Annotated in this window: 25 protein-coding genes; 12 read left to right on the top strand and 13 right to left on the bottom strand. The window is 73.9% G+C overall.

Annotated elements, in window-relative coordinates:
- Positions 1 to 139: 139 nt before the first annotated feature.
- The gene (locus tag ACIP93_RS27550) at positions 140 to 1,738 is read left to right on the top strand and encodes a CocE/NonD family hydrolase (protein WP_401762982.1); all 1,599 of its coding nucleotides are present in this window, start codon (positions 140 to 142) and stop codon (positions 1,736 to 1,738) included.
- Here ACIP93_RS27550 and ACIP93_RS27545 read toward each other — a convergent pair.
- The 4 genes from ACIP93_RS27545 to ACIP93_RS27530 form a co-directional block, all read right to left on the bottom strand.
- Positions 1,683 to 2,219: an SRPBCC family protein gene (locus ACIP93_RS27545; protein ID WP_345219337.1), complete on the bottom strand. Its 537-nt coding sequence runs from the start codon at positions 2,217 to 2,219 to the stop codon at positions 1,683 to 1,685. The two genes, ACIP93_RS27550 and ACIP93_RS27545, sit on opposite strands and share 56 nt — an antisense overlap.
- Before the next feature lie 228 nt (positions 2,220 to 2,447).
- A complete protein-coding gene (locus ACIP93_RS27540; protein WP_401762663.1) occupies positions 2,448 to 3,392 on the bottom strand; it encodes a Gfo/Idh/MocA family protein in 945 nt (314 codons plus the stop codon).
- A 67-nt stretch (positions 3,393 to 3,459) separates the two neighbouring features.
- On the bottom strand, positions 3,460 to 3,864 hold the full coding sequence (locus ACIP93_RS27535; protein ID WP_401762660.1) for a VOC family protein: 405 nt from the start codon (positions 3,862 to 3,864) through the stop codon (positions 3,460 to 3,462).
- An 87-nt stretch (positions 3,865 to 3,951) separates the two neighbouring features.
- Positions 3,952 to 4,752 carry a VOC family protein gene (locus ACIP93_RS27530; protein WP_401762657.1) on the bottom strand — a complete coding sequence of 267 codons (801 nt, stop codon included), beginning with the start codon at positions 4,750 to 4,752 and terminating at the stop codon, positions 3,952 to 3,954.
- A gap of 128 nt (positions 4,753 to 4,880) precedes the next feature.
- On the opposite strand from ACIP93_RS27530, the gene ACIP93_RS27525 reads away from it, so the two are divergent.
- The gene (locus ACIP93_RS27525) at positions 4,881 to 5,843 is read left to right on the top strand and encodes a helix-turn-helix transcriptional regulator (RefSeq protein ID WP_401762654.1); all 963 of its coding nucleotides are present in this window, start codon (positions 4,881 to 4,883) and stop codon (positions 5,841 to 5,843) included.
- Positions 5,844 to 5,893: 50 nt separating this feature from the next.
- On the opposite strand, the gene ACIP93_RS27520 is transcribed toward ACIP93_RS27525, so the two are convergent.
- Positions 5,894 to 6,097, bottom strand: a complete 204-nt coding sequence (locus tag ACIP93_RS27520; protein ID WP_401762651.1) for a hypothetical protein — start codon at positions 6,095 to 6,097, stop codon at positions 5,894 to 5,896.
- Between the two features lie 439 nt (positions 6,098 to 6,536).
- On the opposite strand from ACIP93_RS27520, the gene ACIP93_RS27515 reads away from it, so the two are divergent.
- The 3 genes from ACIP93_RS27515 (at position 6,537) to ACIP93_RS27505 (ending at position 8,823) form a co-directional block, all read left to right on the top strand.
- Positions 6,537 to 7,241: a response regulator gene (locus ACIP93_RS27515; RefSeq protein ID WP_401762648.1), complete on the top strand. Its 705-nt coding sequence runs from the start codon at positions 6,537 to 6,539 to the stop codon at positions 7,239 to 7,241.
- 160 nt (positions 7,242 to 7,401) lie between these two features.
- Entirely contained in the window at positions 7,402 to 7,977 is a 576-nt protein-coding gene (locus ACIP93_RS27510) for a DUF1697 domain-containing protein (RefSeq protein WP_401762645.1), read from the top strand.
- A 129-nt stretch (positions 7,978 to 8,106) separates the two neighbouring features.
- Positions 8,107 to 8,823 (top strand): hypothetical protein, encoded by a 717-nt coding sequence (locus ACIP93_RS27505; protein WP_401762643.1) that lies wholly within the window; start codon positions 8,107 to 8,109, stop codon positions 8,821 to 8,823.
- A gap of 83 nt (positions 8,824 to 8,906) precedes the next feature.
- Here ACIP93_RS27505 and ACIP93_RS27500 read toward each other — a convergent pair whose 3' ends face one another.
- Together ACIP93_RS27500 and ACIP93_RS27495 are read right to left on the bottom strand one after the other, a co-directional pair.
- Complete coding sequence (locus ACIP93_RS27500; RefSeq protein WP_345219340.1) at positions 8,907 to 9,233, bottom strand: hypothetical protein; 327 nt, start codon at positions 9,231 to 9,233, stop codon at positions 8,907 to 8,909.
- A 26-nt stretch (positions 9,234 to 9,259) separates the two neighbouring features.
- On the bottom strand, positions 9,260 to 9,835 hold the full coding sequence (locus ACIP93_RS27495) for a TetR/AcrR family transcriptional regulator (RefSeq protein ID WP_345219341.1): 576 nt from the start codon (positions 9,833 to 9,835) through the stop codon (positions 9,260 to 9,262).
- 135 nt (positions 9,836 to 9,970) lie between these two features.
- Between ACIP93_RS27495 and ACIP93_RS27490 the strand changes: the two genes are divergently transcribed.
- From ACIP93_RS27490 to ACIP93_RS27475, 4 genes are all read left to right on the top strand, one after another.
- On the top strand, positions 9,971 to 10,858 hold the full coding sequence (locus tag ACIP93_RS27490) for a hypothetical protein (RefSeq protein ID WP_401762639.1): 888 nt from the start codon (positions 9,971 to 9,973) through the stop codon (positions 10,856 to 10,858).
- A gap of 269 nt (positions 10,859 to 11,127) precedes the next feature.
- Complete coding sequence (locus ACIP93_RS27485; RefSeq protein WP_401762636.1) at positions 11,128 to 12,837, top strand: SpoIIE family protein phosphatase; 1,710 nt, start codon at positions 11,128 to 11,130, stop codon at positions 12,835 to 12,837.
- Positions 12,834 to 14,093 (top strand): B12-binding domain-containing protein, encoded by a 1,260-nt coding sequence (locus tag ACIP93_RS27480; RefSeq protein WP_401762633.1) that lies wholly within the window; start codon positions 12,834 to 12,836, stop codon positions 14,091 to 14,093. Before ACIP93_RS27485 ends, ACIP93_RS27480 begins: the two co-directional genes overlap by 4 nt.
- 97 nt (positions 14,094 to 14,190) lie before the next feature.
- Positions 14,191 to 14,568: an STAS domain-containing protein gene (locus ACIP93_RS27475; RefSeq protein WP_401762631.1), complete on the top strand. Its 378-nt coding sequence runs from the start codon at positions 14,191 to 14,193 to the stop codon at positions 14,566 to 14,568.
- 66 nt (positions 14,569 to 14,634) lie between these two features.
- Here the strand turns inward: ACIP93_RS27475 and ACIP93_RS27470 are convergent, their stop codons facing one another.
- The 3 genes from ACIP93_RS27470 to ACIP93_RS27460 form a co-directional block, all read right to left on the bottom strand.
- Entirely contained in the window at positions 14,635 to 15,333 is a 699-nt protein-coding gene (locus tag ACIP93_RS27470; protein WP_345219346.1) for a response regulator transcription factor, read from the bottom strand.
- A gap of 16 nt (positions 15,334 to 15,349) precedes the next feature.
- On the bottom strand, positions 15,350 to 16,531 hold the full coding sequence (locus ACIP93_RS27465; RefSeq protein WP_345219347.1) for a histidine kinase: 1,182 nt from the start codon (positions 16,529 to 16,531) through the stop codon (positions 15,350 to 15,352).
- Positions 16,532 to 16,843: 312 nt separating this feature from the next.
- A complete protein-coding gene (locus ACIP93_RS27460) occupies positions 16,844 to 18,187 on the bottom strand; it encodes an MFS transporter (protein ID WP_401762626.1) in 1,344 nt (447 codons plus the stop codon).
- A 233-nt stretch (positions 18,188 to 18,420) separates the two neighbouring features.
- Between ACIP93_RS27460 and ACIP93_RS27455 the strand changes: the two genes are divergently transcribed.
- Positions 18,421 to 19,002 (top strand): Type-2Aa cytolytic delta-endotoxin, encoded by a 582-nt coding sequence (locus tag ACIP93_RS27455; protein WP_345219349.1) that lies wholly within the window; start codon positions 18,421 to 18,423, stop codon positions 19,000 to 19,002.
- Between the two features lie 252 nt (positions 19,003 to 19,254).
- On the opposite strand, the gene ACIP93_RS27450 is transcribed toward ACIP93_RS27455, so the two are convergent.
- Positions 19,255 to 20,046 (bottom strand): hypothetical protein, encoded by a 792-nt coding sequence (locus ACIP93_RS27450; protein ID WP_401762623.1) that lies wholly within the window; start codon positions 20,044 to 20,046, stop codon positions 19,255 to 19,257.
- 307 nt (positions 20,047 to 20,353) lie between these two features.
- On the opposite strand from ACIP93_RS27450, the gene dnaN reads away from it, so the two are divergent.
- The gene (dnaN, locus tag ACIP93_RS27445) at positions 20,354 to 21,505 is read left to right on the top strand and encodes a DNA polymerase III subunit beta (RefSeq protein WP_401762620.1); all 1,152 of its coding nucleotides are present in this window, start codon (positions 20,354 to 20,356) and stop codon (positions 21,503 to 21,505) included.
- 32 nt (positions 21,506 to 21,537) lie between these two features.
- Here the strand turns inward: dnaN and ACIP93_RS27440 are convergent, their stop codons facing one another.
- Together ACIP93_RS27440 and ACIP93_RS27435 are read right to left on the bottom strand one after the other, a co-directional pair.
- Positions 21,538 to 22,203 carry a matrixin family metalloprotease gene (locus ACIP93_RS27440; RefSeq protein ID WP_401762617.1) on the bottom strand — a complete coding sequence of 222 codons (666 nt, stop codon included), beginning with the start codon at positions 22,201 to 22,203 and terminating at the stop codon, positions 21,538 to 21,540.
- A gap of 144 nt (positions 22,204 to 22,347) precedes the next feature.
- Positions 22,348 to 23,406: an endonuclease/exonuclease/phosphatase family protein gene (locus ACIP93_RS27435; protein ID WP_401762615.1), complete on the bottom strand. Its 1,059-nt coding sequence runs from the start codon at positions 23,404 to 23,406 to the stop codon at positions 22,348 to 22,350.
- Between the two features lie 207 nt (positions 23,407 to 23,613).
- Here ACIP93_RS27435 and ACIP93_RS27430 point away from each other — a divergent pair, with 207 nt between their 5' ends.
- Positions 23,614 to 24,690, top strand: a complete 1,077-nt coding sequence (locus ACIP93_RS27430) for a sensor histidine kinase (protein WP_401762612.1) — start codon at positions 23,614 to 23,616, stop codon at positions 24,688 to 24,690.
- The last annotated feature ends 13 nt before the right edge of the window (positions 24,691 to 24,703 follow it).

Raw genomic sequence — 24,703 nt, 5'->3', positions numbered from 1 at the left:
CCCGTGGGGTCCATCCAAGCATCAGCTATTCTCGTACAACGTACGAAATTAAGTGGGAGGGGATGAACCGATGCGTTCGACACAGCAGGAGACCGGGAGCACCCGAGGGGTGAAGAGGCCGCCGCTCGCCTCGCGGCTGATGCGCGCCACCTGGCGCGGACTGCCCGCCGCCCGGTACGGGGCCGGGTTCGAACCCGGCATCGCGGTCCCGGCCGCCGACGGGACGCCGCTCGTGACCGACCACTACTTCCCCCGGGGCGGGGGCGACTTCCCGACCCTGCTCGTGCGGTCGCCCTACGGGCGCGCCCTGCCCTGGTCGCCGATGTACGGCGTCCTCTTCGCCGAGCAGGGCTTCCACGTGGTCGTCCAGAGCTGCCGGGGCACGGGCGGCTCCGGCGGCGACTTCCACTACTGGCGCAACGAACCGTCCGACGGGCAGGCGGCCGTCGCCTGGCTCCGCCGGCAGCCCTGGTTCAACGGGGTGCTGGGCACCGTCGGCCCCAGTTACCTCGGTTACACCCAGTGGGCCCTCGCCCTCGACCCGCCGCCGGAGCTGAAGGCGATGGCCGTCCAGATCGGCCTGCACGACCCCCACGCCCTCTTCCACACCGACGGCGCACTCCACCTGGAGATCTCCCTGGCGGCCGGTACGGGTGTGGAGTACCAGCAACGGGGGACCGTGCCCTTCCTGCGGTCCACCCTCCGTCTGAAGCGCCACCTGCGCCGCATCGTCGCCGCCCGCCCGCTCCGTGGCGCGTACGAACCCGCCCTCGGCCGACTCCCCTGGCTGGACGGGGCGATGGCCCACCCCGACCCCGCCGACCCGTACTGGGACGGGGCCTGCCTCGCCGGGGCCGCCGAGCGGGCGACCGTGCCCGTCAGCCTGGTCACCGGCTGGTACGACGCGCTGTGCGGCCAGACCTTCGCGCAGTACGCCCGGCTGCGGAACGCGGGCTGCGAGGCGGCCCTGCTGGTCGGCCCGTGGACCCACAACTCCACGCTCCAGCAGGGCTGGCCCGACGTCTTCGCCGAGACGCTGGCCTGGCTGCGCGCGCACCTCTGTGGCGATCCGTCAGCTCTGCGGCCCACAGCGGTGCGTGTGCACCGGGGAGGCGACGGGAAGTGGGAGGACCTGGCGGACTGGGCGGAGGAGCGGGCCGCCCCCTGGTACCTCGCTGCGCGGGGCCGGCTCCTGGCGGAAGCCCCCACGGACGAGGCGCCCCTCGCTTCCTTCCGCTACGACCCCGACGACCCCACCCCCTCCGTCGGCGGCCCCGGACTCGGCCCCGACGCCGGACCCCGCGACCAGACCGCCCTCGAAGCGCGCGACGACGTCCTCACCTTCGACGGGCCCGTGCTCACCGCACCCCTCGACGTGCGCGGAGCCGCCCGGGGCCGCATCCGGGTCTCCACCGACACCGGGTTCGCCGACCTCTTCGTACGACTGTGCGACGTGGTCGGGGACGGTCGCGCGGTGAACGTGTGCGACGGGCTCGCGGCGGTGCGCACGTCAGGGTCCGGCCCGGCCGCCGTGGACGTGGCGCTGAGCCCGACGTCGTACCGCTTCGGCATCGGGCACCGCGTCCGGCTCCAGGTCAGCGGGGGCGCCCACCCGCGCTACGCCCGGTCGTCCGGGACGGACGCGCTGCCGCTCGACGCCGTCGACTTCCGTCCCGTACGTCTCACGTTGCACGCGGGTTCGGTGCTGGAGCTGCCCCGGACTCCAGCTCCCGCTTGAGGTTCTTCAGCGTCCGGTCGATGTTGCGGACCTGGAAGGCGGCGAAGGTGTGGCCGCCGGTGGCCACCAGGTCGAAGGCGTTCGCGACGAGGGCCGGCCAGGACCGGCGGTCGTCCGTCCAGGTCTCGGTCACCTTCGTCCCGCCCGCCCGGTCCTCCTCGAACCGGTACCGCCAGGTCGCGATGGGGGCCTTCAGCCGGGGGTTCTTCAGGCCGATCGCGTGCACGCGGAAGGCGAAGCCGCGGCCCGGCTCGGCCTCGACGACCGTGCACCGGGTGGTCCAGCGGAACGCGCCGCGCTTGTTGTGCCCGTCGAAGACCTGGCCCACGCGGGCGGGCCCGTCCTCCCCGCCGGGCACGGTCGCCCCCAGGTTCTCGGGACTCCACCGGCCCATCAACGCGGGCCGGCTGACCTGGTCGTACACGGACTGCGGCGGTGCCTCGACGCGGATGCTGCGGGACACGGTGAAGGTGCGGGCCATGGGAACTCCGTTCGTCGACCCGCGCGACCTTACTCGCGAGTAGCCGGTCTGTCAGCAGCCCGCGTCCACCTCTTCGCCGGCTCCGCACCCGATCCGGTCGTGCCCGCTGCCGAAGTCACGGTCGCACTCGTCGTGTGGGGGAGCGCTCCTCCACGGACCCCGCCCGGGGGCGCGGCGGGGATGCGGCCCGCGTCCAGGCCGGGATTCCCGAGCCGGCGGGTGGGCGCGTCAGCGGGCGGGGTCGACCTGGCGGTCGATGCGCAGGGTCAGTTCCAGCGCGTCCAGGGCGCCGGCGGGGGCGATGAGGTTGTCGGCCTCGCCGCGGACGACCGCCAGGACATGGCTGATCATCGCGGTGTACTGGTCGGCCGGATCCAGGGGCACTTCGTGGACGCCGTCGGCGGTGCAGGCGGTCAGGGTGGTGGTGGGCTTTCCGTCGTAACCCATGGTGGAGACGGCTTCCAGGACACCGCCGGTGAAGGCGGCGGTGTAGCCGCCGCGTCCGCCCCAGGGCAGAGGACGCAGGGAGGTCGCCGAACTGCGGGCGATGGCCCCGTCGAAGGTCATGACCGCCTCGACCGCACCGGCGCCCGCGTCCCGTTCCACGGCGGTGACGTGGACCTCGCGGGGAGTGCCGAGGGCGCGGGTGATCAGGTCGAGGTCGCTGTGCATGGCCTCCATCGGCAGGGCCTTCGTGCCCAGATCGGCACCGGGCCACAGGGGTGCCGTGGCGGACCAGCAGGTCAGTTCCTCCAGCCGCCCGTAGGCGCCTTCGCGTACGGCGTCGTCGAGCACCTGGTTGGCGGGCACGAACCGCTCGAACATGTTCACGAACGCGTGCCGGTCGCTCGCCTCGGCGGCGGCCACCAGGCTGCGTCCCTCTTTCATGGAGACGGCCATGGGCAGCTCGGTCAGGACGTGCTTGCCCGCTGCCAGGGCGCGCAGCGCCATCGGGGTGTGCAGGGGTATCGGCAGACAGAGGTCGACCAGGCCGAAGGAGTCGTCGTCGAAGGCGGAGTCCAGGTCGGTGGAGGACGCGAAGCCGAACTGCCCGGCGACCCGGGCGGTCTTGTCCGGGTCGCGGCCGAACATCACCACGTCGACGTCGTCGCGGGCCGCGTAGACGGCGGCGTGTGCCTGGCCGAAGCCGGTTCCCAGGAGGGCGATCTTCACGGGGTTTCCCTTTCGGGCGGAGGTGGGCCGGCCGCAGCCGGTGCTGCGGCCGGGGGTGTTCACGCGGTCAGGAGGACTGGGCCCGGCTGATGCACAGCGGCTGGCCGGACGGGTCGAGCAGGACGGTCCAGTGCTCGCCGCCGGGCTGGAAGTCCGGCTTGGTGGCTCCGAGGTCCAGCAGCCGCTTCTCGGCGGCGGCCACGTCGGGGAACGCCAGGTCCAGGTGGAAGGGCAGGTCCTGGTGCGGCCAGTCGGGGGCGGTGTGGGCGGCGGAGGTCCAGAAGACGTACACGGCGTCGCCGACGGCGACGGGGAAGGCGACCTCGTTGCCCTGCTCGTCGGGGTAGGGCGAGCCGACCTCGCCGCCCAGCGCGGCGGCGTAGAAGGCGGCGAGCGCGCGTCCGTCGGCGGCCCAGATCGCGTACGAGATCACCGAGCCGTTCAGGCTCCGGTCGGAGGGTGCGGTGTTCATGGGGGGTTCCTCTTCCTCGGTTCTTCGGGGGCTCAGGGGGGTGATCGGGGGTGATTCCCGGGTGTGGCCGAGGGTCCGGCCCGTCGGTCAGGCGTCGTGCGCCGGCAGGGCGTGCACGCCGAACCGGTTTCCCAGCGGGTCGGCGAGCCGAGCCCGTACGGTGCCGTCGGCTCCTGCGGCCGGCGCCCGCTCCACCCGGCCGCCGTGGCCGAGGGCCGCGGCGGCGGTCGCGGCCACATCGGCGGACAGGATCGAGGGGGCCGCGAAGTCGGCCGGGTCCGCGCACACCGTTCCGGCGGGCCACCGCGCGCCGGGGGTGAACACCAGGTGCGTACCCGGTGCGGCCGGGCACGGCTCGAAGCGCCAGCCGAAGGCGGCCTCGTAGAAGGCGCGGGTGGCCGCGCTGTCGCTGGTGGCGATCTCGAAGCCGGCCATCATGCCGGGCCGCGGGGTGCGGACGGCCCGCTCGATGTGCTGCTCGGTGGCCTGCCGCCGGCCCGCGAGGCCGGCGGAGGTCCCCCGGGCGAACAGGGAGAAGGTGTTGCCCTGCGGGTCGGCGAGGCGGGCGAAGACGGTGACGTCGCCCACCCGGGTCGCCGGGACGAGGACCTTCGCGCCGAGCGCCGCGAGCTTCTCGACGTCGGCGAAGACGTCTGCGGAGAGTACCGAGAGGTTGATGACCTCGCCGGTGTCACCCTGCTGGACGGCGCCCATGGGCCAGGGCGCGCCCGGGGCCGTGATCCGGGTGTACGTACGGCCGTCCACGGAGGAGTCCGGGTCGACGGCGAAGGTCCAGCCCAGGACGGGCCCGTAGAAATCCTGCACCTGCCGCGGGTGGGCGGTGCCGATCTCGAACCAGACGACGCTGCCGGGGGACATGGGGCTCATGGGGGATCCTTCGTCGGGCGCAAGGGTGCGCGAAACGGATTTCAGCGGAGCAATGCCCCGACCGTCTTCCTCACGTTAGGACCCTTTGCGGACACCTCGTGTCCTCGAAGTCGGGCACAGTGGATGCCATGACGACCGACATGCCCGCTCGGATGCTTCGGCTGCTGTCCCTGCTGCAGACCCGCCGCGAATGGTCCGGCGCCGAGCTCTCCGAGCGGCTGGGCGTCACCGTGCGCACCGTCCGCCGCGACATGGACCGCCTGCGCGAACTCGGCTACCCAGTGGACAGCGTCAGCGGCCATGCGGGCGGCTACCGGCTCGCGTCCGGCGCGGACATGCCCCCGCTCCTGCTCGACGACGAAGAGGCCGTCGCGCTCGCCGTCGCCCTGCGCACCGCCGCCGGGAACGTCACCGGCTTCGAGGAGTCCGCCCTGCGGGCGCTGGCCAAACTCGAACAGGTCCTGCCCCGCCGGCTGCGCGCTCAGGTCGCCGCCCTCCAGCAGGCCACTGCCACCGTCGACTGGGGACAGCGCGGGCCCCGCGCCGATCCCGCCACCCTGACCCTGCTGGCGGCAGCCTGCCGCGACCACGAGACCGTGACCTTCGACTACACCACCCGCGACGGCTCCCGGGCGCCCCGCCGGGTCGACCCCCACCACCTCGTCGCCTCCGGCGGGCTGTGGTACCTCCTCGCCCACGACACCGCCAAGAACGACTGGCGCATCTACCGCCTCGACCGCATCACCGGCCCCACCCCCACCCGGCACCGCTTCACCCCGCGCCCCGGCCCCGGCGCCGACCCCGCCGCCTACGTCGCGGACAAGATCGCCGCCGCCCCCGCCCGTCACCGGGCCGTCGCCACCGTCCGGGCCCCCGCCGAGACCGTCCGCCGCCGCGGCTGGGCCCTGGCCGCCCGCATCAGGGCGGCCGGTCCCGACGCCTGCACCGTGGACTGCTCCGGCGACAGCCTCACCGGCATCGCGCAGATCCTCACGGGCCTCGGCTGCGACTACACCCTGGACGCCGACGAGGCCGTCCACGACCACCTGCGCACCGCCGCCCGCCGCGCCCTCGACGCGTCAACGGGCTGAGCAGGCGCGGACCGGCCCCCTTGGTCCCACGGCCCTCCCGCAGCGCCGCTTCACGGGAGGAGAGCGGGCATCCCCTCCATGAGCACCACGACGGCGACCACCTCACCGGCCGGACCACGGCCCACCCACACGGGGTGGGTACCGTCCCCGGTCGTCGCGAAGGCCACCGGTTCGCCACCGGAGGCATGGTCCTGGGCGCGCAGCAGGAACACGGAGTCGCTGATGTGCTCGGCCGCGTCCGGGTCCTCCCGCATGAGCCCCCGGCCGAACGGCGACGGAGCAACGGCGAAACAGCCGCTCCGGATCGTCCAGCAGACACAGGTCCAGGCTGTGGGTGCGGCGGCCCCGGGCGTCGTACGCCCGGACCCCGACGTAGTGGTCCCGCCAGGAGACGAGCCGCACCTCCAGCGGAGCCCGCCGGTCCGTGGCCCGGTGCACCACGACGTACGGAAGCCCGGAGGCGTCCCGCTCCCGCGCCTGCCCGGCGGACATCGGCCGCCGGGGCGCGCTGGCTTCCAGGCCCCACGCCCGCGCGTACCCCACGTCGATGGCCATCGACGCTCCCCCGTCCCGCGCCCGGCTCCTTCACCGTGCACTGATCTGCCCGGTAGCGGCCGCCCCTGACAACGGCCCCGGGCGACGTTCCCGAGGTGCTCGCCGTGGCCCGCGGCCGTCCCGTCTAGGCTGGCGTCCGTGAGCCGCCGACCGCACCCCACTCCAGCAACTCCGCCGCGTTCCCTGCGAGTTCTGCTCGCCGACGACCAGGACATGGTGCGCCGCGGCATGCGGCGCGTACTGGAGGCGCAGGAGGACATCGAGGTCGTCGGGGAGGCCGCCGACGGAGCGGCGGCGCTGGAGGGGATGCGGCTGCTGCGCCCCGACGTCGCACTCGTCGACGTACGCATGCCGCGCCTGGACGGACTCCAACTGACGCGCACCGTACAGGAGTTGGGGGACCGGCTGCCCGTGAAGATCGTCATCGTGACGACCTTCGACCTGGACGAGTACGTGTATCCGGCGCTGCGGCACGGCGCCTCCGGCTTCCTGCTGAAGCGCTCGGGGCCCGCCCTGCTGGTGGAGGCGGTACGGGCGGCCGTCGCGGGGGACAGCCTGATCAGCCCCTCGGTCACGGTCCGCCTGCTCAAGCACGTCACCGCCCCCGGGCCCGGCCGCATGCCGGGGGCCGCGACCACCCCCGAACCGCTCACCCCGCGCGAGCGGGAGATCGCGGGGAAGGTCGCGGAGGGGCTGACCAACGCCGACATCGCCGCCGGGATGTTCATCTCGGCGGGCACGGTCAAGACCCACGTCGCGAGCATCCAGCGCAAGCTGGGCGTCCACAACCGCGTCGGGATCGCGGTGCGGGCCTGGGAGATGGGGTACGGGGCCGGAAGCTGAGCCCTCGAAACTCCGGGGTTCTGGGGCCGGGGCGACGGGGCGAGGGCGGAGCTGTCGACTGCCGTACAAGTCGTACGTTACGTATGAGGCATGCGGGACGTACGGAATCAGGGCCGGGAAACAGGGCCGGCCGCCCCGCCCCATGCCCTACTGTCCCGGCATGACACCTGCCCCCGCATCATCCGCCCCGCCCTCCTCGGTGGTCTTCTACCGCAACCTGAACCTCGGCCACCGCAACAGCCCCGACCGCGCCACCCTGGAGGGCGCGCTGACCGAGGCCGGAGCCCGCGAGGTCCGCTCCTTCCAGACGAACGGCACGGTCCTGTTCACCGCCGAGGACCCCACCGGCGTCGTCGCCAAGGCCGCGGCCCGGCTCCGTACCGCCGCCGGATTCACCGAACCCGGCATGGTGCGCGACCTCGCCGAACTGGCCGCGATCATGGGCGAGTCGCCCTTCTCCGCGTACGACACGAGCGACCCCGTCCGCCGCCCGGCGCTCACCTTCTTCGACGGCGGAACCCCGCTCGGCGTGACTCTGCCCTGGGCGAACCCGAAGGACGACGTCGAGTTCGTCGGCCTGTACGAGGGACTGGTCCTGAGCCTCGTCCGCCAGACCCGGGACGGAGCGGCCGGCGGCAGCCCGACCACCGAGGTGGAACGCCTCACCGGCGTCCCGGCCACCACCCGCGTCCTGGGCACCGTCGAGCGGCTGCTGAAGGCCGCGGGCCTGGGCTGATCCCCGGGACGGACCGGCGGGGGAGCAACCGTGCGCCGCCGTCGAGAAGTTCTGCCTCTGCTGGGCAGTACGCTACGGAGAACTTCTCCGCTTGGCCGTCCCCGGGCACGACCGAAGGGCAGAACCCCGATGACGACCGCACCCGGCGCCGCCGCGCCGCCGCCGCGCCGTACGGACGCGCGCCTGAAGCGGGACCGGCCGGTGGCCGCCGCCCGTGAGGTGTTCGCGGCGTCGGGCGGAAGCGGTCTCGAGGTGATCCGGAACTTTCCTTTCCTTGTGACCGGCGCGGTCTGCGGGGTCCTCGCCGCCGTGGCGGGCTGGAGCGGCTCGCTGGCGCTCGTCGGCGGGTACGCCGTGCCCGGCTGGCAGTCGGGCGCGGTGCTGCTCGCCGTGTCGCTGATCCTTCTAGGCGTCCACTACGTCCGGGGCGTGCGCCGGTACGCGGCGTCCGGCGCGGAGTCCATGCCCTCCCGGAGGTCCCTGCGCCTGCTCCTCGCTCTCGCCCTGCTGACGGCCGCGGCCGCGCTGGGCTGCGGGCAGGGCGCCCTGAGTGACATGGTCAACGGCGCGGAGTACCGGGTTCTCGCGCCCACGGGGCCGGGGGGCTGCACGGCCGTCGTGCGGGAGGAGTCGTTCCTGGAGAGCGGACGCGGAGAGGTGTACGCGGTCGGGGACCCGGGGCTGGCCCGGACGCCCTCGGGGACCTGGGAGGTGGACGCCGGACACCGGCCGGTCGCGGCCGGTTCGTACGAGCTGACCTGGGGCGACGGCGGCTCCCTCACGGTCCGCGACAGCGGAACGGGCCCCGCTCCTGCCCTGGACGTCGAGTTCCTCGCCTGCCCCTGAGGCCGCCGGGGGTCACGCCCGGGTGGGCGTCCGGGGGAGTTCGCCGCCCCGCGTGGGGCCGGCGGCGAACCCGAGGGCCGTGCTCACCCCCCTTGCCGCTCGCCCCCGGTGGCGAAGTGCCGGTCCAGGTAGGCGTCCGGGGCGAGTTCGCTGTCCCGCATCAGGGAGTACACCTCGCTGCCGTGGCCCGGACGGGCCGCGTCGACGAGCGCGTAGACCTGTACGAGCCCGAGGTACTCCGTGCCGGACAGGGCCGCGCAGTACTCCTCGGCCTCCTGCTCGGCGGCGGCTGTCGCCGCGTCGAAGTCGGCGACGTGCCAGAGCGTGACACGTTCCTCGTAGGTGTGCAGGTCGTGGTGCCTGTAGATCGTGCGCGCGGAGAACCAGGGCGTCGCCGGCTGCTCGGGCATCGGGATTCTCCGGGGAGGGGAAGGGGCTACGGAATTCGCGGGGCGACCAGGCTGCGGAAGGTGGCCGCCGGGTCGGCGTCCAGCTCCGGTGCGCTGCCGCTCAGTCGCAGCGTGGCGAAACCGTGCGCGAGCGACCAGGCGGACAGCGCCGCCCGCCGGGCGTCCGGGGTGCGCCGGGCGTCGGGGAAGTTCTCGACGTCCGTGCGCAGGACGGCGTACGCGCGCTCCTTGGCGGCGATGAGTTCCGGGGCGTCGGCGTGCAGCAGCCGGGGCTGGAACATCACCTCGAAGTGCGCCGGGTGGGCGAGCGCGAACTCCACGTACGCCGCGCCCAGTTCGCGCAGCCGGTGCGGGGCGTCCGCCGGCACCGCGCCGACGGCGGCGGCCAGCAGGCCGAAGCCCTCGACGGCGATCGCGGTCAGCAGTCCGGCCTTGTCCTTGAAGTGGTGGGCGGGTGCGGCGTGCGAGACCCGGGCGCGGCGTGCGAGGTCGCGGAGGCTGACCGCGGCGACGCCCTCGCTCGCGATGACCTCCAGCGCGGCGCTGAGGACCGCCCGGCGGAGGTCTCCGTGGTGGTACGCGGTGTGGTGCGGTGCGGCCATGGGCGGATCCTACTCCGCGGATCTTGGCGGCGGAAAGTAGGCATTGACAAGATGGGGTCGGAGGCGGTGGGATGCCATCCAGGCAGCGACAAGATGTCGGCGCCCGCGCCGCACGCGAGCCCCGGAGGACCCGAGATGACCCACCGTCCGAGCACCGCCCGGCAGCTGTGGAAGCTGCTGGAGCCCGTGCACGCCACCGTCTACTACGCGGCGGAGGCCTTCGAGGCCGCCGAGCGCCTCGGCCACGCCGTCGACGAGCGGTGGCCCTCCTACTTCGCCTACCGCGCCGCGCCCCTGGGCCCGGTCGGTCCGCACCTGGTCACCGCGCTCTTCTACAGCTTCAGCCCGCGCATGGTGGAGAGATACGTCACCCCGGCCCGGCGGACCGCCACCCCCGAGCGGGTGCTGGCCGCCCGGGGCGAAGCCGTCGACCGCGCCCTGCGCAGGCTGCTCGGCGACCGGATCGACTCCCCGGAACTGCGGGAAGCGGCGGACCTGGTGCGCCGTGCCGCCCGGGCGGCGGACACCGCCGGACGCCCCCTGGCCGCCGCCAACGCCGCACTGCCCTGGCCGGACGCCCCGCACCTGGTCCTCTGGCAGGCCGCCACCGTCCTGCGCGAGCACCGGGGCGACGGGCACCTCGCCGCTCTCCAGGCCTACGGCATCGGCCCCGTCGAGTCGCTCGTCTCGCAGGCGGCGGCCGGCGCCGCCCCGCGCGAGGTGTTCGACAGCAGGCGATGGGAGGAGGCGGAGTGGGACGCCGCGTGCCACCGGCTCGCCGCGCGCGGCCTGCTGGCGGCCGACGGCACCGCCACCGACGCCGGCCGCCGCGTCCGTACCGCCGTCGAACACTTCACCGACCGACTCGCCCTCGCCCCTTGGGACGCCCTCACGCCCGGCGAGGCCGCCCGGCTCCCGGAGCTCCTTTCGCCCCTCGTGCTCGACATCGTCTCCACCGGACTGCTCCCCGCCCGGAGCACCCTCGGCATCGGGATGGCGTACTACGAAGACGCTGACGCCTGACGCCTGACGCCTGACGCCTGACGCCTGACGCCTGACGCCTGACGCCTGGCACCGGGCCCGCAAGCGGTCTGGCGGAGTGCCAGTACCGGCCGGGAATCGCCGCCCGCCCACCGGAGACCTTCACATGCGGGCGGCCGTCCTCACACAGGGCGGGTTGCCAGAAAGGTTGCCAATGAAGGAGTGTTGTCATGAGGCAACCTTTGGTCGCCTCGGACTTTTTCCTCTACTCGATGGGGTGAGGGGCCCGCGCAGCGGGCCTTCTACGTTTGGTGACTTCCGCACAGCAGGCAGGCACATCGCAGGCCGGCACGCCCGGCTCCGGCGCCACTCGCCACGACGACGGAGCGTGGCGCACCGCGCCCTATCCCGCCCTCGTGGTGGACGACCGTGACACCGTACGCCGCGCCAACGACGCCGCCGAAGCTCTCTTCGCGGGCACCTGTGCGGGCCGTCCCCTCGCAGAGGTGGCCCCGGACTGGCTCCTGCGGGCGCACCGGGAGCGCCCCGGCGACGCCGTGCGCGGGTCGGTGGGGGACCGTACCTTCGAAGCGCATCCCAGCAGGACGGACGACGGCAGCGGTGTCGTGTGGTGGTTCGTCGACGACACCGACCAGGTGCTCGCCCGGCGGGCCCTGCGGCTGGAGCGCGAGCGCACCGCCTTCCTCACGCAGGCGTCGAACCGGCTGCTGTCCTCCCTCAACCTCGACCGCTGCATGGACGCCACCGCCCAGCTCGCCGCCGAGCACCTCGCCGACGCGGCCCTGGTGGTCGCACCGGCCAGCGGGCACCGGCTGCCCGCCGTGGAGTGCGTGCGCGGCGGCAGCCCGGTGCGCTCGCTCCAGACCGCCGACCCGCACGAGGTGCCGGGGCTGGGGGAGGCCCTCCAGGGGTTCCCGCCCGTGCCGTCGCGGTGGATCGACCCCGCCGCGGCTCCCGGGTGGGTGGTTCCCGAGGGGTTCGGCGAGGTCGGCTCGATCGTCGTGACACCGCTGCCCGGACACGGGGTTCCGGCGGGCGCGCTCATCCTGCTGCGCCGTACCGGCGGGGCCGGCGCCTTCAGCGAGGAGGAGGAGGTCTTCGCCCGGCTCTTCGCCTCGCGGGCCGGCGCCGCGATGTCGGCGGCCCGGCTGTACGCCGAGCAGTCGGCCATCACCGAGACCCTGATGCGCGAACTGCTCCCGCCGGTGCTGCGCCAGGTCGCCGGCATGGAGTTCGCGGGCGGCTACCGGCCCTCCCAGGACACCGAGCGCGTCGGCGGCGACTTCTACGACGTGCACCCGGCCGCCGTCGAGGGCGAGGCCTCCCTCGCCGTGCTCGGCGACGTCTGCGGCAAGGGGCTCGACGCGGCCGTCCTCACCGGCAAGATCCGCAACACCCTGCACGCCCTGCTGCCCATGGCCGACGACCACCAGCGCGTCATCGACCTCCTCAACGGGGCGCTGCTCAACTCCCACCACGCCCGGTTCGCCACCCTGGTGCTGGCCTCCGCCGTGCGCGAGCAGGAGCGCGTACGGCTGCGGCTCAGCAGCGCCGGACACCCCGCGCCCCTGCTCGTACGGGTCGACGGCACCGTCGAGGAGACCGCCACCAGCGGCACCCTGGTCGGCGCGATGCCCCGGGTGCCGACCCGCACCGTGGAGGCCGTGCTGGAGCCGGGCGAGAGCTGCGTGCTCTACACCGACGGCATCACCGAGGCGCGCGGCGGCCCGCTGGGCGACGCCATGTTCGGCGAGGACCGGCTGAAGGCGGCCCTCGCGGAGTGCGCCGGGATGCCCGCCGAGGCGGTCGTGGAGCGCATCCAGATGCTGGCCTCGCAGTGGGTGGGCGGCGGCCGCCACGACGACATGGCCGTCCTCGTCATCTCGGCGCCCAGGGCCGACCGCCGACGGGAAGGGGCGCACTCCGCCGGGAGCGAGCCGTCGTACGAGATCGCGCGCTCCCCGGTGATCCCGCGTACTCGGGGCAGGCTCAGCACATGAGCCCGCACATCGCCCCCGGTCGCACCGGTGAGCCCGGACACGTCGGCGGACCCCGTCGCACCGGTGAGCCCGGCCGCGCCGGTGGCACCGGTCGTACCGGCGCGTCCGACCACGCCGCGAGAACCCGGCCCCAGGCCGCCGCCGTCTACGTGGACCGGCTCTGGGACGCCGTCGCGGCGGGCGACGAGTACGCGGCCACCGACACCGTCCTGAGCGCCCTCGACGACGGGCTGCCCGGCGAGGACGTCCTCCTGGAGGTCATCGCCCCGGTCCAGGCGAAGGTCGGCGCCGAGTGGGCCGCCAACCGCATCAACGTCGCCCAGGAACACACCGCCACCGCCATCAACGACCGCGCGGTCGCCGCCCTCGCCCAGTACACCGCCCTCCGTCGCCCGGCCGCCGGGCAGCAGGAGGCGGCCGCCCGGTACGCGCCGGGCCGCGCCGGGACCCTGGCCGCCCCCGCCACGCGCGCCCGCCCCGAGCCCCCGGCCGGCAAGGGCCGCATCACCGTGGCCTGCGTGGACGGCGAGTGGCACGCGTTGCCCGCCCGGATCCTCGCCGAGGTGCTCAAGCTGCGCGGCTGGCAGGTCGACTACCTCGGCGCCCAGGTCCCCGCCCCGCACCTGATCAGCCACCTGCACCGGTCCGCGACCCAGGTCGTCGCCCTGTCTAGCTCCATCGCCACCCGGCTGCCCACCGCCCACGCCACCATCACCGCCTGCCAGGCCACCGGCGTACCCGTGCTGGTCGGCGGGGCCGCCTTCGGTCCCGAGGGCCGTTACGCGCGCCTGCTCGGCGCGGACGCCTGGGCCCCCGACGCCCGCGCCGCCGCCGACCTCCTGGACGCCGACCGGCTGCCGGACCCCCAGCACGGCCACCAGCCCCTGGACGACCTGCCGCATCTGGCCGACCAGGAGTACACGATGGTCGCCCGCACCCACGCCGAGCTGGTCAAGGCCGCCTTCACCGGCCTCGAAGAGCGCTACCCGGCCATGCGGACGTACACGGACCGGCAGCGCGAGCACACCGCCGAGGACCTCGCCCAGATCGTCAGCTTCCTGGCCACCGCGCTCTACACCGACGACCCGGAGCTGTTCACCGGGTTCCTGCTCTGGACCGCCGGGATCCTGGAGGCCCGGGGCGTCCCGGCCGACTCCCTGCGTCCCGCGCTCGACGTCCTCGGCGAGGAACTGCGGGACTTCACCCGCGCCACCCGCTTCCTCGCCCTCGCGGCGGAGGGCCTGACGACCCGGTGAGCGCCCCCGTGGCCGAGCGGCCACCCACCTCCCGCGACGAACCGCCCAGCGACTCCCGTACTCTCTCCCCCATCAGCTCCGGCCCCGGAAAGCCCGCATGACGACGACGCCCCCGCACTCGATCCGCCCGAATCCGCTGCGCCTCACCACCGGCCCCGAAGACGAGCGCACGCTCCGCCTCGCCCTGCGCGGCGACCTCGACTACGACCACGCCGACCTGCTCCTGGACGTCGTCCGAGAGGAGCTGGCCGGGCGTCCCGGGCTGCGCGCGCTCCGGCTGGACTGCGCCGAACTGACCGCCGTCGACTCGATGGGCCTGTCGGTGCTGCTCATGGTCCACCGCGTCACCACGGCCGCCGGCATCGGGCTGCACCTCGACCACCGCACGCCCGCGCTGGAGCGGCTGCTCCAGATCACCGGCACGCGGGACCACCTCACCGGTCACGGCGCGGAACCGATATCCGAGTCCTCATGACGTCGTAGCCGTCCGGGAGCCGTCCGGAAGTCCGGGCTCCGAGCCGGCCCGACGCCGTCCGCGGCCTCACGCCCCGCCCGGCCGCACCAGCCCCGTCTCGTACGCCATCACCACCACCTGCGCCCGGCTGGCCAGGTTCAGCTTGGTCATCGCCCGGTTGAGGTGCGTCTTGACCGTCGCCCCGCTGATGAAGAGCAGCTCGGCGATGTCCGCGTTCGACAGCCCGCGCGCCGCCATCCGCAGCACCTCCACCTCGCGCCCCGTCAGCTGCTCCAGGTCCGGCGGCAGTTGCGCCGGCAGGTCCGGGGGGTCGCCGTCCTGTGCCCGTACCGCGAAGGACTCCACCAGCCGCCGGGTGACGCTCGGCGCGAACAGCGAGTCCCCGCCGCGCACCGCCTGGATCGCCGCCAGCAGCCGCTCGGGCCCCGAGTCCTTCAGCAGGAAGCCCGAAGCCCCCGCGCGCAGCGCGCCGTACACGTACTCGTCGAGATCGAACGTCGTCAGCACGAGGACGCGCGGCGGCGGGTCCTCGGCCGCCGCGAGGATCTTGCCGGTGGCCACGATGCCGCTCATGCCGGGCATCCGGATGTCCATCAGGACGACGTCCGGGCGCAGCGCGGCCGCCAGTTCGACGGCCTCGGCCCCGTCGGCGGCCTCGCCGACCACCTCGAAACCGGGGGCCGCGCGCAGCAGCCCCACCAGGCCGGCCCGGATCAGGAACTGGTCGTCGACGACCAGGACTCTCACCGCCTCCTGGGCGTTCATCGGGCCCGCCGTCCGTTCATCGCTCGCGGTCGTCCTCCGGTCGTACGGTCCGGGGCGAGGTCGGCAGGTCGAGGCGGACCTCGTAACCGCCTGCGCCGCCGCGCGGGCCGATGCTGATCGTTCCGCCGTAGAGCTTGGCCCGCTCCCGCATCCCGATCAACCCATGACCGGTTCCCCCCACAACCTTGGCCGGAATCACCCCCTCTCCCGCGCCGGGCTCCGCGTTCACGACCAGCACCGTCACCTGCTGCGGCCCGTACCGCAGTTCCACGAGGGTGGGCGCACCGGGCGCGTGTTTCAGTACGTTCGTGAGCGCCTCCTGCACCACCCGGTACGCGCACAGCCCCACCCCGGGGGCGAGCGGACGCTCGGTGCCGCTGACCCGCAGTTCCACCGGCACGCCCCCGGCCCGTACCCGCTCTACCATCTCCGCGAGCCGGGCCAGGCCCGGCATGGGGGCGTCCGGCGGGTTCTCGCCGTCCCGGTCGTCGGGCGCGCGCAGCAGACGCAGCATCCGGCGCATCTCCTCCAGCGCCTCCGCACTGGTGTCGGCGATGGTGCCCAGGGCCGCCCGCGCGGTCGGCGGGTCGGATGCGAAGACGAACTGGGCGAGCCCCGACTGCACGGATATCACCGACATGTGGTGGGCGACGACGTCGTGCAGCTCCCGGGCGATCCGGCCGCGTTCCTCGTAGACCTCCCGGCGGGCCCGCTCCTCCTGCTCCTCGCGCAGTCTGCGGGCCAGCTTCGCCGACCTGCGCGCCACCACCCCGAATCGCCACAGCGCCGCCGGCCACACGATCGCCTGCGCCACGACGGCGGCCATCGAGGAGCGCGGATCGAGCAGGCCCGCGTACACCCACACCGCACCCATCAGCACCGTGCAGGCCACGGAGGTCCGCAGCGGGCGCAGGGAGGCGACGGTGTAGACGGCGAGCATGGGGCTGAAACTGCCCGCGACGGGCCAGTACCCGGCGGTGATGTAGACGATCCACGCCGTGTGCACGAGCAGGCAGACCGCGACCGGCGCACAGGCGCGGAACGCGGTCGGCAGGTTCACCAGGCCCAGCAGCACGTACCCGGCGAGATCGAGCGCGGGCCGCCCCTGCGTGACGGACTCCTGCCCGAGCAGCACGGCCACGGTGGTCTGCGCGAGGGCCAGCAGGAGATCGGCGCGAGGAGGGCGGAACCGGAGCATCGTCGCAGCGTAATCCCGCAGGTCCGGGCGCACGTCAACCGGGCGGCATACCACGGAAGTTGCAGAGGCGGCCGAAACTGCCACGCTGGGTGGAGAGGAGATCAACCCCTGGTGGGACGCACCGAGGGCTTACCGTCCGTAACTTCTTCCCCAGCGGTACGCCCCGGCCGGACGCGGCGCGGGCGGCGTATCCGACGGGGCCGCGACGGTCCGTCCTCACCATCGGGGGAGGGGGCGGGCCGCCGTCGCTCGTTCCCCGGTGCCTTCCCGAAGGCATTCCCGCCCGGTGACCAGGCCCTCGGCCCGGCCCTGCTAGGCGTGCGCCAGCTCCCGGCCCTTCGTCTCCGGGGCTGCCACCGCCATCCACCCCATCGCGAGCAGCACCGCCACGGTGAGGACCCCGAACGTCCACGGCAGCCCGAGCACCGGCCACAGCACCGACCCGAAGAGCAGCGGCGCGAACCCGGTCAGCGAGCGGCTCACCGAGGAGGCCCAGCCGAAGCCGGTGGCCCGCAGCGCGGTCGGGTACAGCTCGGACGCGTACGCGTACAGCGCCGGGATCGCCAACTGGATCAGGAAGCCGAACGCGCCGATCGCCACCAGCGGCGCGGTCTCCCGCTCCCGTACGAGCGCGAACACCACCAGCGCCGCGGTCGCCAGCGGCGCGCTCACCCCGATCAGCCACTTCCGCCCGACGACGTCCACCAGCGCGGTCGACACGAGCACGCCCAGGATCCCGAGCCCGGCCATCAGCGTCGTACCGGTGAAGGCGGCGGTGTCGGCCTGGCCCTCCGCCTTCAGGATGGACGGCATCCAGCTCAGCGCCGCGTAGTAGACCAGCAGGACCGTCGCGAACATCAGCCACACCGCCGAGGTGACGCGCGGGCTGAACGACCAGATCAGCCGGAGCTGTTCGGCCGCCGCCGCGACGCCGCGGGTGCGCGGAGCGGCGGGCGGTCGTGGAATTCCGTACGGTTCGACAGGTGCGCCGGTGCGGGCCACCAGGTCGTCGATGACGGAGCGCGCCTCCGCCTCGCGGCCCTTTCCCGAGAGGTAGACGGGCGACTCGGGGACGCCGCGCCGCACCCAGAACAGCAGCAGCGCGGGCAGCGTCATGGTGAAGAGCATCCAGCGCCAGTTGCCGTCCAGCGGCAGCATCGCCGTCGAGACGAGCCCGCACAGGGTCACCCCGATCGGCCACCACAGGTCCAGCGCGGTGAGGATCCGCCCCCGGTACTTGCGCGGTGAGAACTCGCTGACCAGCGCGTAGTCGACCGGGATGCAGCCGCCCAGGCCGATCCCGGCGAGGAAGCGCAGCACCAGGAAGACCCAGTACGACGGCGAGAGCGCGCCCAGGACCGAGAACACCGCGAAGATCAGCAGCGTGACGCCGAACGCCTTCTTGCGGCCGATCCGGTCGGCCACCGAACCCCAGGCGACCGCGCCGACCGCCATCCCGACGAGGTTCGCGGTGGCCACCAGCCCGCGCTCGGCGACGCTCAGGCCGAACTCCTTGCCGACCAGGGGCATCAGGAAGCCGTTGAGGGCGATGTCGTAGGCGTCGAAGAGGTAGCCGAGGCCGCCGATCACGAAGATCTTCCCCTGGACACCCCACTTCCAGGGGAGTTCCTGGACGATGTGATCGCCTGTCTTCACTGCGTGCTCCAGAGGGGCGGCGGGGCGGGGGAAGGGGCTGATCATAGAGCGCTTCCGCGCACGGCCCGCGCACCGGTGACCGCGCCGCCCCGGCCCCGGCGGCCTCCCCGCCTGCCGGACGGCCGGAAGCCGCCCGGCATACTGGCCCGGCTCCTGACCGCCGGGGAAGCCCCCGCGGTCCCCGTACAGGAGATCCCCGCACCAGAGACATCGCACAAGGAGAAACCGCAAGGATGACCGCAACCTTCAAGACCGTCACGGACGTGGACCCCCAACACCTGGGCCAGGCGCGGGCGATGGACCGGCTCTTCCAGGCCGCCATCGCGCCCGCGACCGTCAACTTCGACTTCGGCCACATCCGGGAGGCCGCCGCCGCGATCCCCGACAGCTCGATCGTGAAGCTGGTACGGGGCTGGGGCCTCCAGGAGACCGCGCCCGTCGCCGTGATGGCGCTCTCCCTCAAGGAGGCCGTACGGCAGGCACTTCCGCCCGAGTTCGCCGACGCGGCGTTCTGGCCCACCGTCGAACGGGAGCTGGAGGCCGCCTTCACGGGCCTCGCCGACCAGGAGGGGGCGCAGGGCCTGGCCTACTACGAGGAGGCCCCCGACCGCACCAGCTACTACCGTGACCTCTTCTTCGCCCTCCAGGGCGGGCAGGACCTCTACGGCATCGCCTTCTGCATCGACGTCACGGTCGGCCTCGACAAGGCGGCCGCGGGGGCCCTCGCCCTGACCGACGTCGCCCCGTACCGCATCCGCCTGAACGCCATCGTGGTCCGCCAGGCGCTGCGCACCGCGGCCCCGGCCGCCGCCTGACCCCTGCACCGGCCCCTGTACTGACTGACCCCCGTACCCGCCTTGGTTTCGGCCCGCCGTCCCGGGCCGCCGCCCCGCCTGCGCTCCCGCCCCGTGAAACCGCTCCGAACGACCCGTCGGCCCCGCTGCGGCACGCCGCGCGGCATCCGGTCGCCCGCGAAGCCCGTTCCGGGCGCGGCACCGTGACGGCATCGACGGGCCCGGGGGTTCCTGGAACGCCCCGGGCCCGTCAATGCCGTGCACACCGTGTGCCTACGAGGCCGCCGCCCCGCCCTTCTGCTGCTTCTGCGGGTCCACGACCTCGCCCGCCGGCGGGGCCTTCGCGTCCACCGGCTTGCCGTAGTCCGTGAAGGTCGTCGTGACCGGAGCCTTCCCGCCCTTCTGCTCGACCTTCAGGATGTACGGCTCGTCCTCCGCCGCCACGTACATCGTGATCGTCTCGCCCTGGGCGGTCTTCTTCTGGAGCACCGCGGCCTTCTTGCCGTCGACCTGGGTGTCCTCGGCGCGGGTCATGCCCTTGCGCTCGGACTTGTCCCGGTCGAGGAGGGCGATCACCGCGTCCTTGTCGCAGCCGGCCTGCGCGGCCTTCGCGTCGGCCGGGGGCAGCTTCACCCACTTGTCCTTGAAGGCGGCCGTCGCCTTCTGCCCCTTGGCGCCCGTGCCCTGCTGCTTGAGGAGGGCCTCCCAGTACTGCTGGTTGGCCTTGAGGTAGGTGACGGAGTCGACCCGGCGCATCTCCGCCTTGGCCTCCTGCTGGGTGTTGGTGCCCGAACAGTTGCCCTTGGTGTCGACGACGTAGTCCGACGCCGCCGACTGGCCGTTCGCGGCGGCCTCCGTCCTGATCCGTACGGAATCCGCCTGCTTCGTCGCCGTGACCGACTTGTCGGCGATCTGGTCGGGGGACTGCCCCTCGAAGGTCTTCTTCTCGGCGGCCTTCTTGTCCGGCGAACCCGACGAGCCGGGCGCGTCGGCCTTGCCGCACCCCGAGACCCCCACGGCCAGAGCCGCGCATGCCACCGCCGACACCATGAACTTCGCCTTCACGGCAAACCCCTCCACATATGAAATGAGATCGACAATCCCCCCACTGAACTCCCCTGGGGGAGAGGGAAGTTCGGTGTGCACCGCGAGTACCCGGGTTCGCTGGAGTAAACCCACGGATGGGTTTTTGCGGGGCAGAGGGTGGAGGGGAGGTGAAGCGTGTGACAGCCGTGCCGGGGAGGCGCGGCGGGGCACGGGCCGCCCGCTCCCGCCCCGGTCCGGTCGCGGAAAAGCCTGGTCGGAGGGCGTTGTCAGTGGCGGCGTCTAGCGTGCGTGCATCAACTGGCGCACAGCGGTGGGGAGAAGATCGATGGAGTTCCGGATCGAGAGAGGCGTGCTGGTCGACGCGGTCACGGCGGCGGCCAGGTCCTTGCCCGCCCGCTCGCCGGTGCCCGTGCTGGGCGGCCTGCTGCTGACCGCGGGGGAGGGGCTGCTGCGCATCTCGGGCTTCGACTACGAGGTGGCGGCGACCGTCGAGGTACCGGCCGAGACGGTGACGCCCGGGCAGGTCCTGGTGCTGGGGCGCAGGCTGCTGGACGTCTGCAAGGTGCTGCCCGAGACCGCGGTGAGCTGCGCGCTGGAGGGCGCGCGGTTCACCGTCGAGGGCGGCGGGACGCGCTTCGGGCTCTCCACCCTGCCGAGGGAGGAGTACCCGGCGCTGCCCCAGCTCCCCGAACCGCGCGGGGTGGTGGACGCCGGTGCGTTCGCGGAGGCGGTCGCCCAGGTCGTGATCGCGGCGGGACGCGACGAATCGCTGCCGGTTCTCACCGGGGTGGGCCTGCGGCTGGACGGCCCCGGCCTGACGCTGACCGCCTCGGACCGCTACCGCTACGCCGTGCGGACGCTGGAGTGGAAGCCCGACGCGGGCGACGCCGGGGAGAAGGGGGAGGCGGTGGAGGTGGTGGTCCCCGGCCGTCGGCTCGCCGACATCGCCCGCGCCCTGGCCGGGTCCGGCCTCGTCCGGGTCGGGCTCAGCGGCCCGGGCGGCACCGGTGGCGGACTGGTCTCCTTCGAGGGCGCCGGGATACGCACGACCGTGCGGCTGCTGGACGGCCGGCTGCCGCGTTACGACAAGCTGTTCGCCCTGAAGGACCCGGCCGTCGCGGTGGTCCCGCGCGCCCTGCTCGCCGACGCGGTACGCCGGGTCGCGGTCGTGGCGGAGCCGAACAGCCCGGTCCGCCTCGACTTCTCCGCCCGGGGCACCGTCCTGCTCCAGGCCGGTTACGAGGACGACGTCGCGGCCCAGGAGGTCGCCGCCGACCTGACCGGCGCCCAGGACGTGGCCGTCGCCTTCAACCCGGCCTACCTCGCGGACGCCCTGGGCTCCTTCACCGCCCCGCAGGTGCGCTTCGAACTGCTCGGCCCCGGCCAGCGGGCCCTGCTCAGCGGCATACCGGCGCAGGACGACACCGCGTCCGGGGACCACCGTCACCTGCTCATGTCCGTACGGCAGCTGAGCTGAGCCGTGCCGGGCCGCCCCGCTGGGGCGGGGGCCTACCGGGTGCGCGGGCGACGCTCGTACAGGGCGCGCACCGCCCGTACGTCGTCCCGGCCCAGGAAGTGGCGGCCCGTCACGTCGGCCTGCATGACGGACCGCGGGTCGTCGCTGTGCCCGAGGCCGATGCTGTGCCCGAGCTCGTGCAGTGCCGACTGGTAGAGGTCCTGCCCCCGGCTGCCCGAAGCCTGCGGGAGCGCGCGGCGCCGGGCGGGCGGGGTGAGGTCCCAGTTCTCCTCGTCGTCGAAGTACAGGTCCCCGTACGGCGGGAAGAACGCGTAGGCCACCACGCCCCCCGGCCCGTCGAACGGCGACCTGAAGGAGGCGTCGTGCGGCGTGGCGATCCGGTCGGCGCGGGTCACGAAGCGGATCTCGATGTCCGCGTGCCCGCCGCCGACCTTCCGGAAGCGGATCTTCCGGCTGGCCTTGGACCACTCGTTCATCGCCCGGCCCACCAGCCGCTCCACCTGGCGCTGCTTGCCCCGCAGCGACTCCCGTTGGCTGTACTCGACGATCCGCCAGGTGATGTCGGGGTCCCGCCAGGCGGGACCCACCACGTCGTACGAGGCAGCGGGTGGGGCGGCCGCGGTGAGCAGCGCGGCGGTGAGCGCGGTGGAGACGGCGGCGGGGAGCAGGACCCTGCGGGATCGGGGAGCGCGGGACATCGGACCTCCGGTCGGGAGCGTGGCATCCGGGCTGAGCTGCGGACCTTCCCGCTCCCGGCGGAAGTCAAAGCGCCCGGCCGGACCTGTCGCTCCGATGGCCCAGACGCGCCACCCCGTCACCGCACACGGCCGGCCGCCCGGGGGTCACCAGCGCAGCTCGGCGGCGACCGGAAGGTGGTCGCTGCCCGTCGCCGCCAGCACCCGGGCCCGCGACGGCTGCACGCCCCGCACCAGGATCTGGTCGATTCGCGCCACCGGGAACGACGCGGGCCAGGTGAAGCCGAAGCCGTCGCCCGCCTCCTCCTGCGCCGGGCGCAGCCGCGAGGTGATGCCGCTCAGCGCCCGGTCGTCCACCGTGCCGTTGAGGTCGCCCAGCAGCACCACCCGCTCGCCGCGTTCCGCGGCGAGCGCCGCGCCGAGCGCCTCGGCGTTCCGGTTGCGCGCGTCCGTCCAGAACCCCGTCCGGGGGGTGACCCGCACCGACCCCAGATGGGCGACGTACACCGCCAGCGGCCCGCGATCGGTGGCGACGGTGGCGCGCAGGGCCCGGTTGTGGGGCAGCCTGGCCGACTCCGGTTTGGCGTCGCCCAGCGGCCCGGCGTCCACCGCGGTGTCCACGGGCCGCACGTCCGACAGCGGCAGCCTGCTCCACAGCCCGACCGTGCCGAGGACGGTGCGGTGCGGGTAGGTCCCGGCGAGTTCCCTCTCGTACGTTCCCCTGGCCTGCGCCGCGACCTCCTCCAGCGCCAGGACGTCCGCGCCGGAGGCCGCGAGGGCGCGGGCGGTGCCGGCCGGGTCCGGGTTCGCCGCGCCGACGTTGTGACTGGCCACTGTCAGCGTGCCGGCCGGGCCCGACTTGTCGACGAGCAGCCCGCCGAAGAGGCTCAGCCACACCGTGACCGGCAGCAGCAGGGCCACCAGCGCGGTGGCCGAGCGGCGCAGGACCGCGAGGACCAGCAGCACCGCGACGACCGCGCCGCACCACGGCAGGAAGCTCTCCACCAGGCTGCCCAGGCCCCCGACGTCGGGTATCCACGCGTGCAGCGCCATCAGCGCCCCGGCCGCCAGGGCCAGGACCGCGAGCACCCGGCCGCGCCGCCGGGGGCCGGCGGCGGCGTCCCGCACCGGAGCGGCGGCGGGGTCGGTGGCGGTGGTGGGGGACGCGGCGGAGGCCGGTTCCGTCAAGGGCGGGGTGAGCTTCATGCCGACAGTCCACCCGGCGCCGTGTCGCCGGTGCGTATCGGGTTTTCGATATGCGCCCGATAGGCGGCGGCTCGTAGCCTCGAAGCCTCGTGGGCTCGCGGCCTCGTAGCCGCCTCGTGGCCTCGTAACCTCGAAGTCTCGTGGCCTGCGAGCTTCGTCGTCCGGGTCCAGGAGGGCTCCGGGCACCCGACCCGAGGGAAGTGGACCGTGGACCGGCGGCCCGGCATGAGCGCGCGCCTCAAACTCACCCTCAGCTACGCCGGATTCCTCATGCTCGCCGGCGGCCTGCTGCTGGCCGCCATGGGGCTGGTCCTCCTGCGCAAGGGATGGCTGCAGACCAACGCGGCGGGGGCCTGGACGGCCACCCCGGGCACCGACTTCCTCCAGGGGTTCGCCCCGACGGCGGCGGCCGTCATGGTGTTCCTCCTGGTCTTCGGCCTGCTGGGCGGCTGGTTCCTCGCCGGCCGGATGCTCGCCCCGCTGCACCGCATCGCCGACGCCGCCCGCACGGCGAGCACCGGATCGCTCTCCCACCGCATCCGGATGCCGGGCCGCAGGGACGAGTTCCGCGAACTCGCCGACGCCTTCGACGGCATGCTGGAGCGCCTTGAGGCGCACGTCGCCGAGCAGCGTCGGTTCGCCGCCAACGCCTCGCACGAGCTGCGCACCCCGCTGGCGATCTCCCGGACGCTCCTGGACGTGGCCCGCTCCGATCCGCACTGCGACACCGGCGAGGTCATCGGCCGCCTGCACGCCGTGAACACCCGGGCGATCGACCTCACCGAGGCGCTGCTCCTGCTCAGCCGCGCCGAGCAGCGGTCGTTCGTACGGGAGGAGGTCGATCTGTCGCTCCTGGCGGAGGAGGCCGCCGAAACGCTCCTGCCGCTCGCCGAGGAACACCGCGTCGGCGTGACGACGGACGGCGAGATCGCCCTCGCGAACGGCTCGCCCGCACTGCTGCTGCAACTGACCGTGAACCTCGTGCAGAACGCGATCGTGCACAACCTGCCCGCCGGGGGCACGGTCCGCGTCCGCACCGAGGTCCGCCCCCGCACCGTGCTGCTCACGGTCGAGAACACCGGGCAGCGGGTCAGCCCGCGGCTGGTCCCGCTGCTCACCGAACCGTTCCAGCGCGGCACCGAGCGCGTACGCGGCGACCACGCGGGCGTCGGGCTCGGACTCGCGATCGTCAAGACCATCGCCCGGGTGCACGACGGGACGCTCACCCTCGCGGCGCGCGAGGACGGGGGCCTGCGCGTCACGGTGGAACTGCCCGCGGCGTGACCCGCGGCCCGCG

This window comes from Streptomyces sp. NPDC088745 (assembly GCF_044751045.1).
GTDB classification, from domain to species: domain Bacteria; phylum Actinomycetota; class Actinomycetes; order Streptomycetales; family Streptomycetaceae; genus Streptomyces; species Streptomyces cremeus.
Note: the sequence above shows the minus strand (reverse complement) of the source record. Positions and strands in the feature narration are given on the sequence as shown.

What these genes read in the sequence shown, in the direction of transcription:
- ACIP93_RS27525 (WP_401762654.1), top strand. Translation starts at nt 4,881, where the DNA reads ATGACGACCGACATGCCCGCTCGGATGCTTCGGCTGCTGTCCCTGCTG.
- ACIP93_RS27435 (WP_401762615.1), bottom strand. Translation starts at nt 23,406, where the DNA reads ATGAAGCTCACCCCGCCCTTGACGGAACCGGCCTCCGCCGCGTCCCCC.
- ACIP93_RS27550 (WP_401762982.1), top strand. Translation starts at nt 140, where the DNA reads ATGCGCGCCACCTGGCGCGGACTGCCCGCCGCCCGGTACGGGGCCGGG.
- ACIP93_RS27455 (WP_345219349.1), top strand. Translation starts at nt 18,421, where the DNA reads ATGACCGCAACCTTCAAGACCGTCACGGACGTGGACCCCCAACACCTG.
- dnaN (WP_401762620.1), top strand. Translation starts at nt 20,354, where the DNA reads ATGGAGTTCCGGATCGAGAGAGGCGTGCTGGTCGACGCGGTCACGGCG.
- ACIP93_RS27465 (WP_345219347.1), bottom strand. Translation starts at nt 16,531, where the DNA reads ATGCTCCGGTTCCGCCCTCCTCGCGCCGATCTCCTGCTGGCCCTCGCG.
- ACIP93_RS27520 (WP_401762651.1), bottom strand. Translation starts at nt 6,097, where the DNA reads ATGCGGGAGGACCCGGACGCGGCCGAGCACATCAGCGACTCCGTGTTC.
- ACIP93_RS27480 (WP_401762633.1), top strand. Translation starts at nt 12,834, where the DNA reads ATGAGCCCGCACATCGCCCCCGGTCGCACCGGTGAGCCCGGACACGTC.
- ACIP93_RS27475 (WP_401762631.1), top strand. Translation starts at nt 14,191, where the DNA reads ATGACGACGACGCCCCCGCACTCGATCCGCCCGAATCCGCTGCGCCTC.
- ACIP93_RS27495 (WP_345219341.1), bottom strand. Translation starts at nt 9,835, where the DNA reads ATGGCCGCACCGCACCACACCGCGTACCACCACGGAGACCTCCGCCGG.
- ACIP93_RS27440 (WP_401762617.1), bottom strand. Translation starts at nt 22,203, where the DNA reads ATGTCCCGCGCTCCCCGATCCCGCAGGGTCCTGCTCCCCGCCGCCGTC.
- ACIP93_RS27535 (WP_401762660.1), bottom strand. Translation starts at nt 3,864, where the DNA reads ATGAACACCGCACCCTCCGACCGGAGCCTGAACGGCTCGGTGATCTCG.
- ACIP93_RS27530 (WP_401762657.1), bottom strand. Translation starts at nt 4,752, where the DNA reads ATGAGCCCCATGTCCCCCGGCAGCGTCGTCTGGTTCGAGATCGGCACC.
- ACIP93_RS27510 (WP_401762645.1), top strand. Translation starts at nt 7,402, where the DNA reads ATGACACCTGCCCCCGCATCATCCGCCCCGCCCTCCTCGGTGGTCTTC.
- ACIP93_RS27470 (WP_345219346.1), bottom strand. Translation starts at nt 15,333, where the DNA reads ATGAACGCCCAGGAGGCGGTGAGAGTCCTGGTCGTCGACGACCAGTTC.
- ACIP93_RS27545 (WP_345219337.1), bottom strand. Translation starts at nt 2,219, where the DNA reads ATGGCCCGCACCTTCACCGTGTCCCGCAGCATCCGCGTCGAGGCACCG.
- ACIP93_RS27500 (WP_345219340.1), bottom strand. Translation starts at nt 9,233, where the DNA reads ATGCCCGAGCAGCCGGCGACGCCCTGGTTCTCCGCGCGCACGATCTAC.
- ACIP93_RS27490 (WP_401762639.1), top strand. Translation starts at nt 9,971, where the DNA reads ATGACCCACCGTCCGAGCACCGCCCGGCAGCTGTGGAAGCTGCTGGAG.
- ACIP93_RS27505 (WP_401762643.1), top strand. Translation starts at nt 8,107, where the DNA reads ATGACGACCGCACCCGGCGCCGCCGCGCCGCCGCCGCGCCGTACGGAC.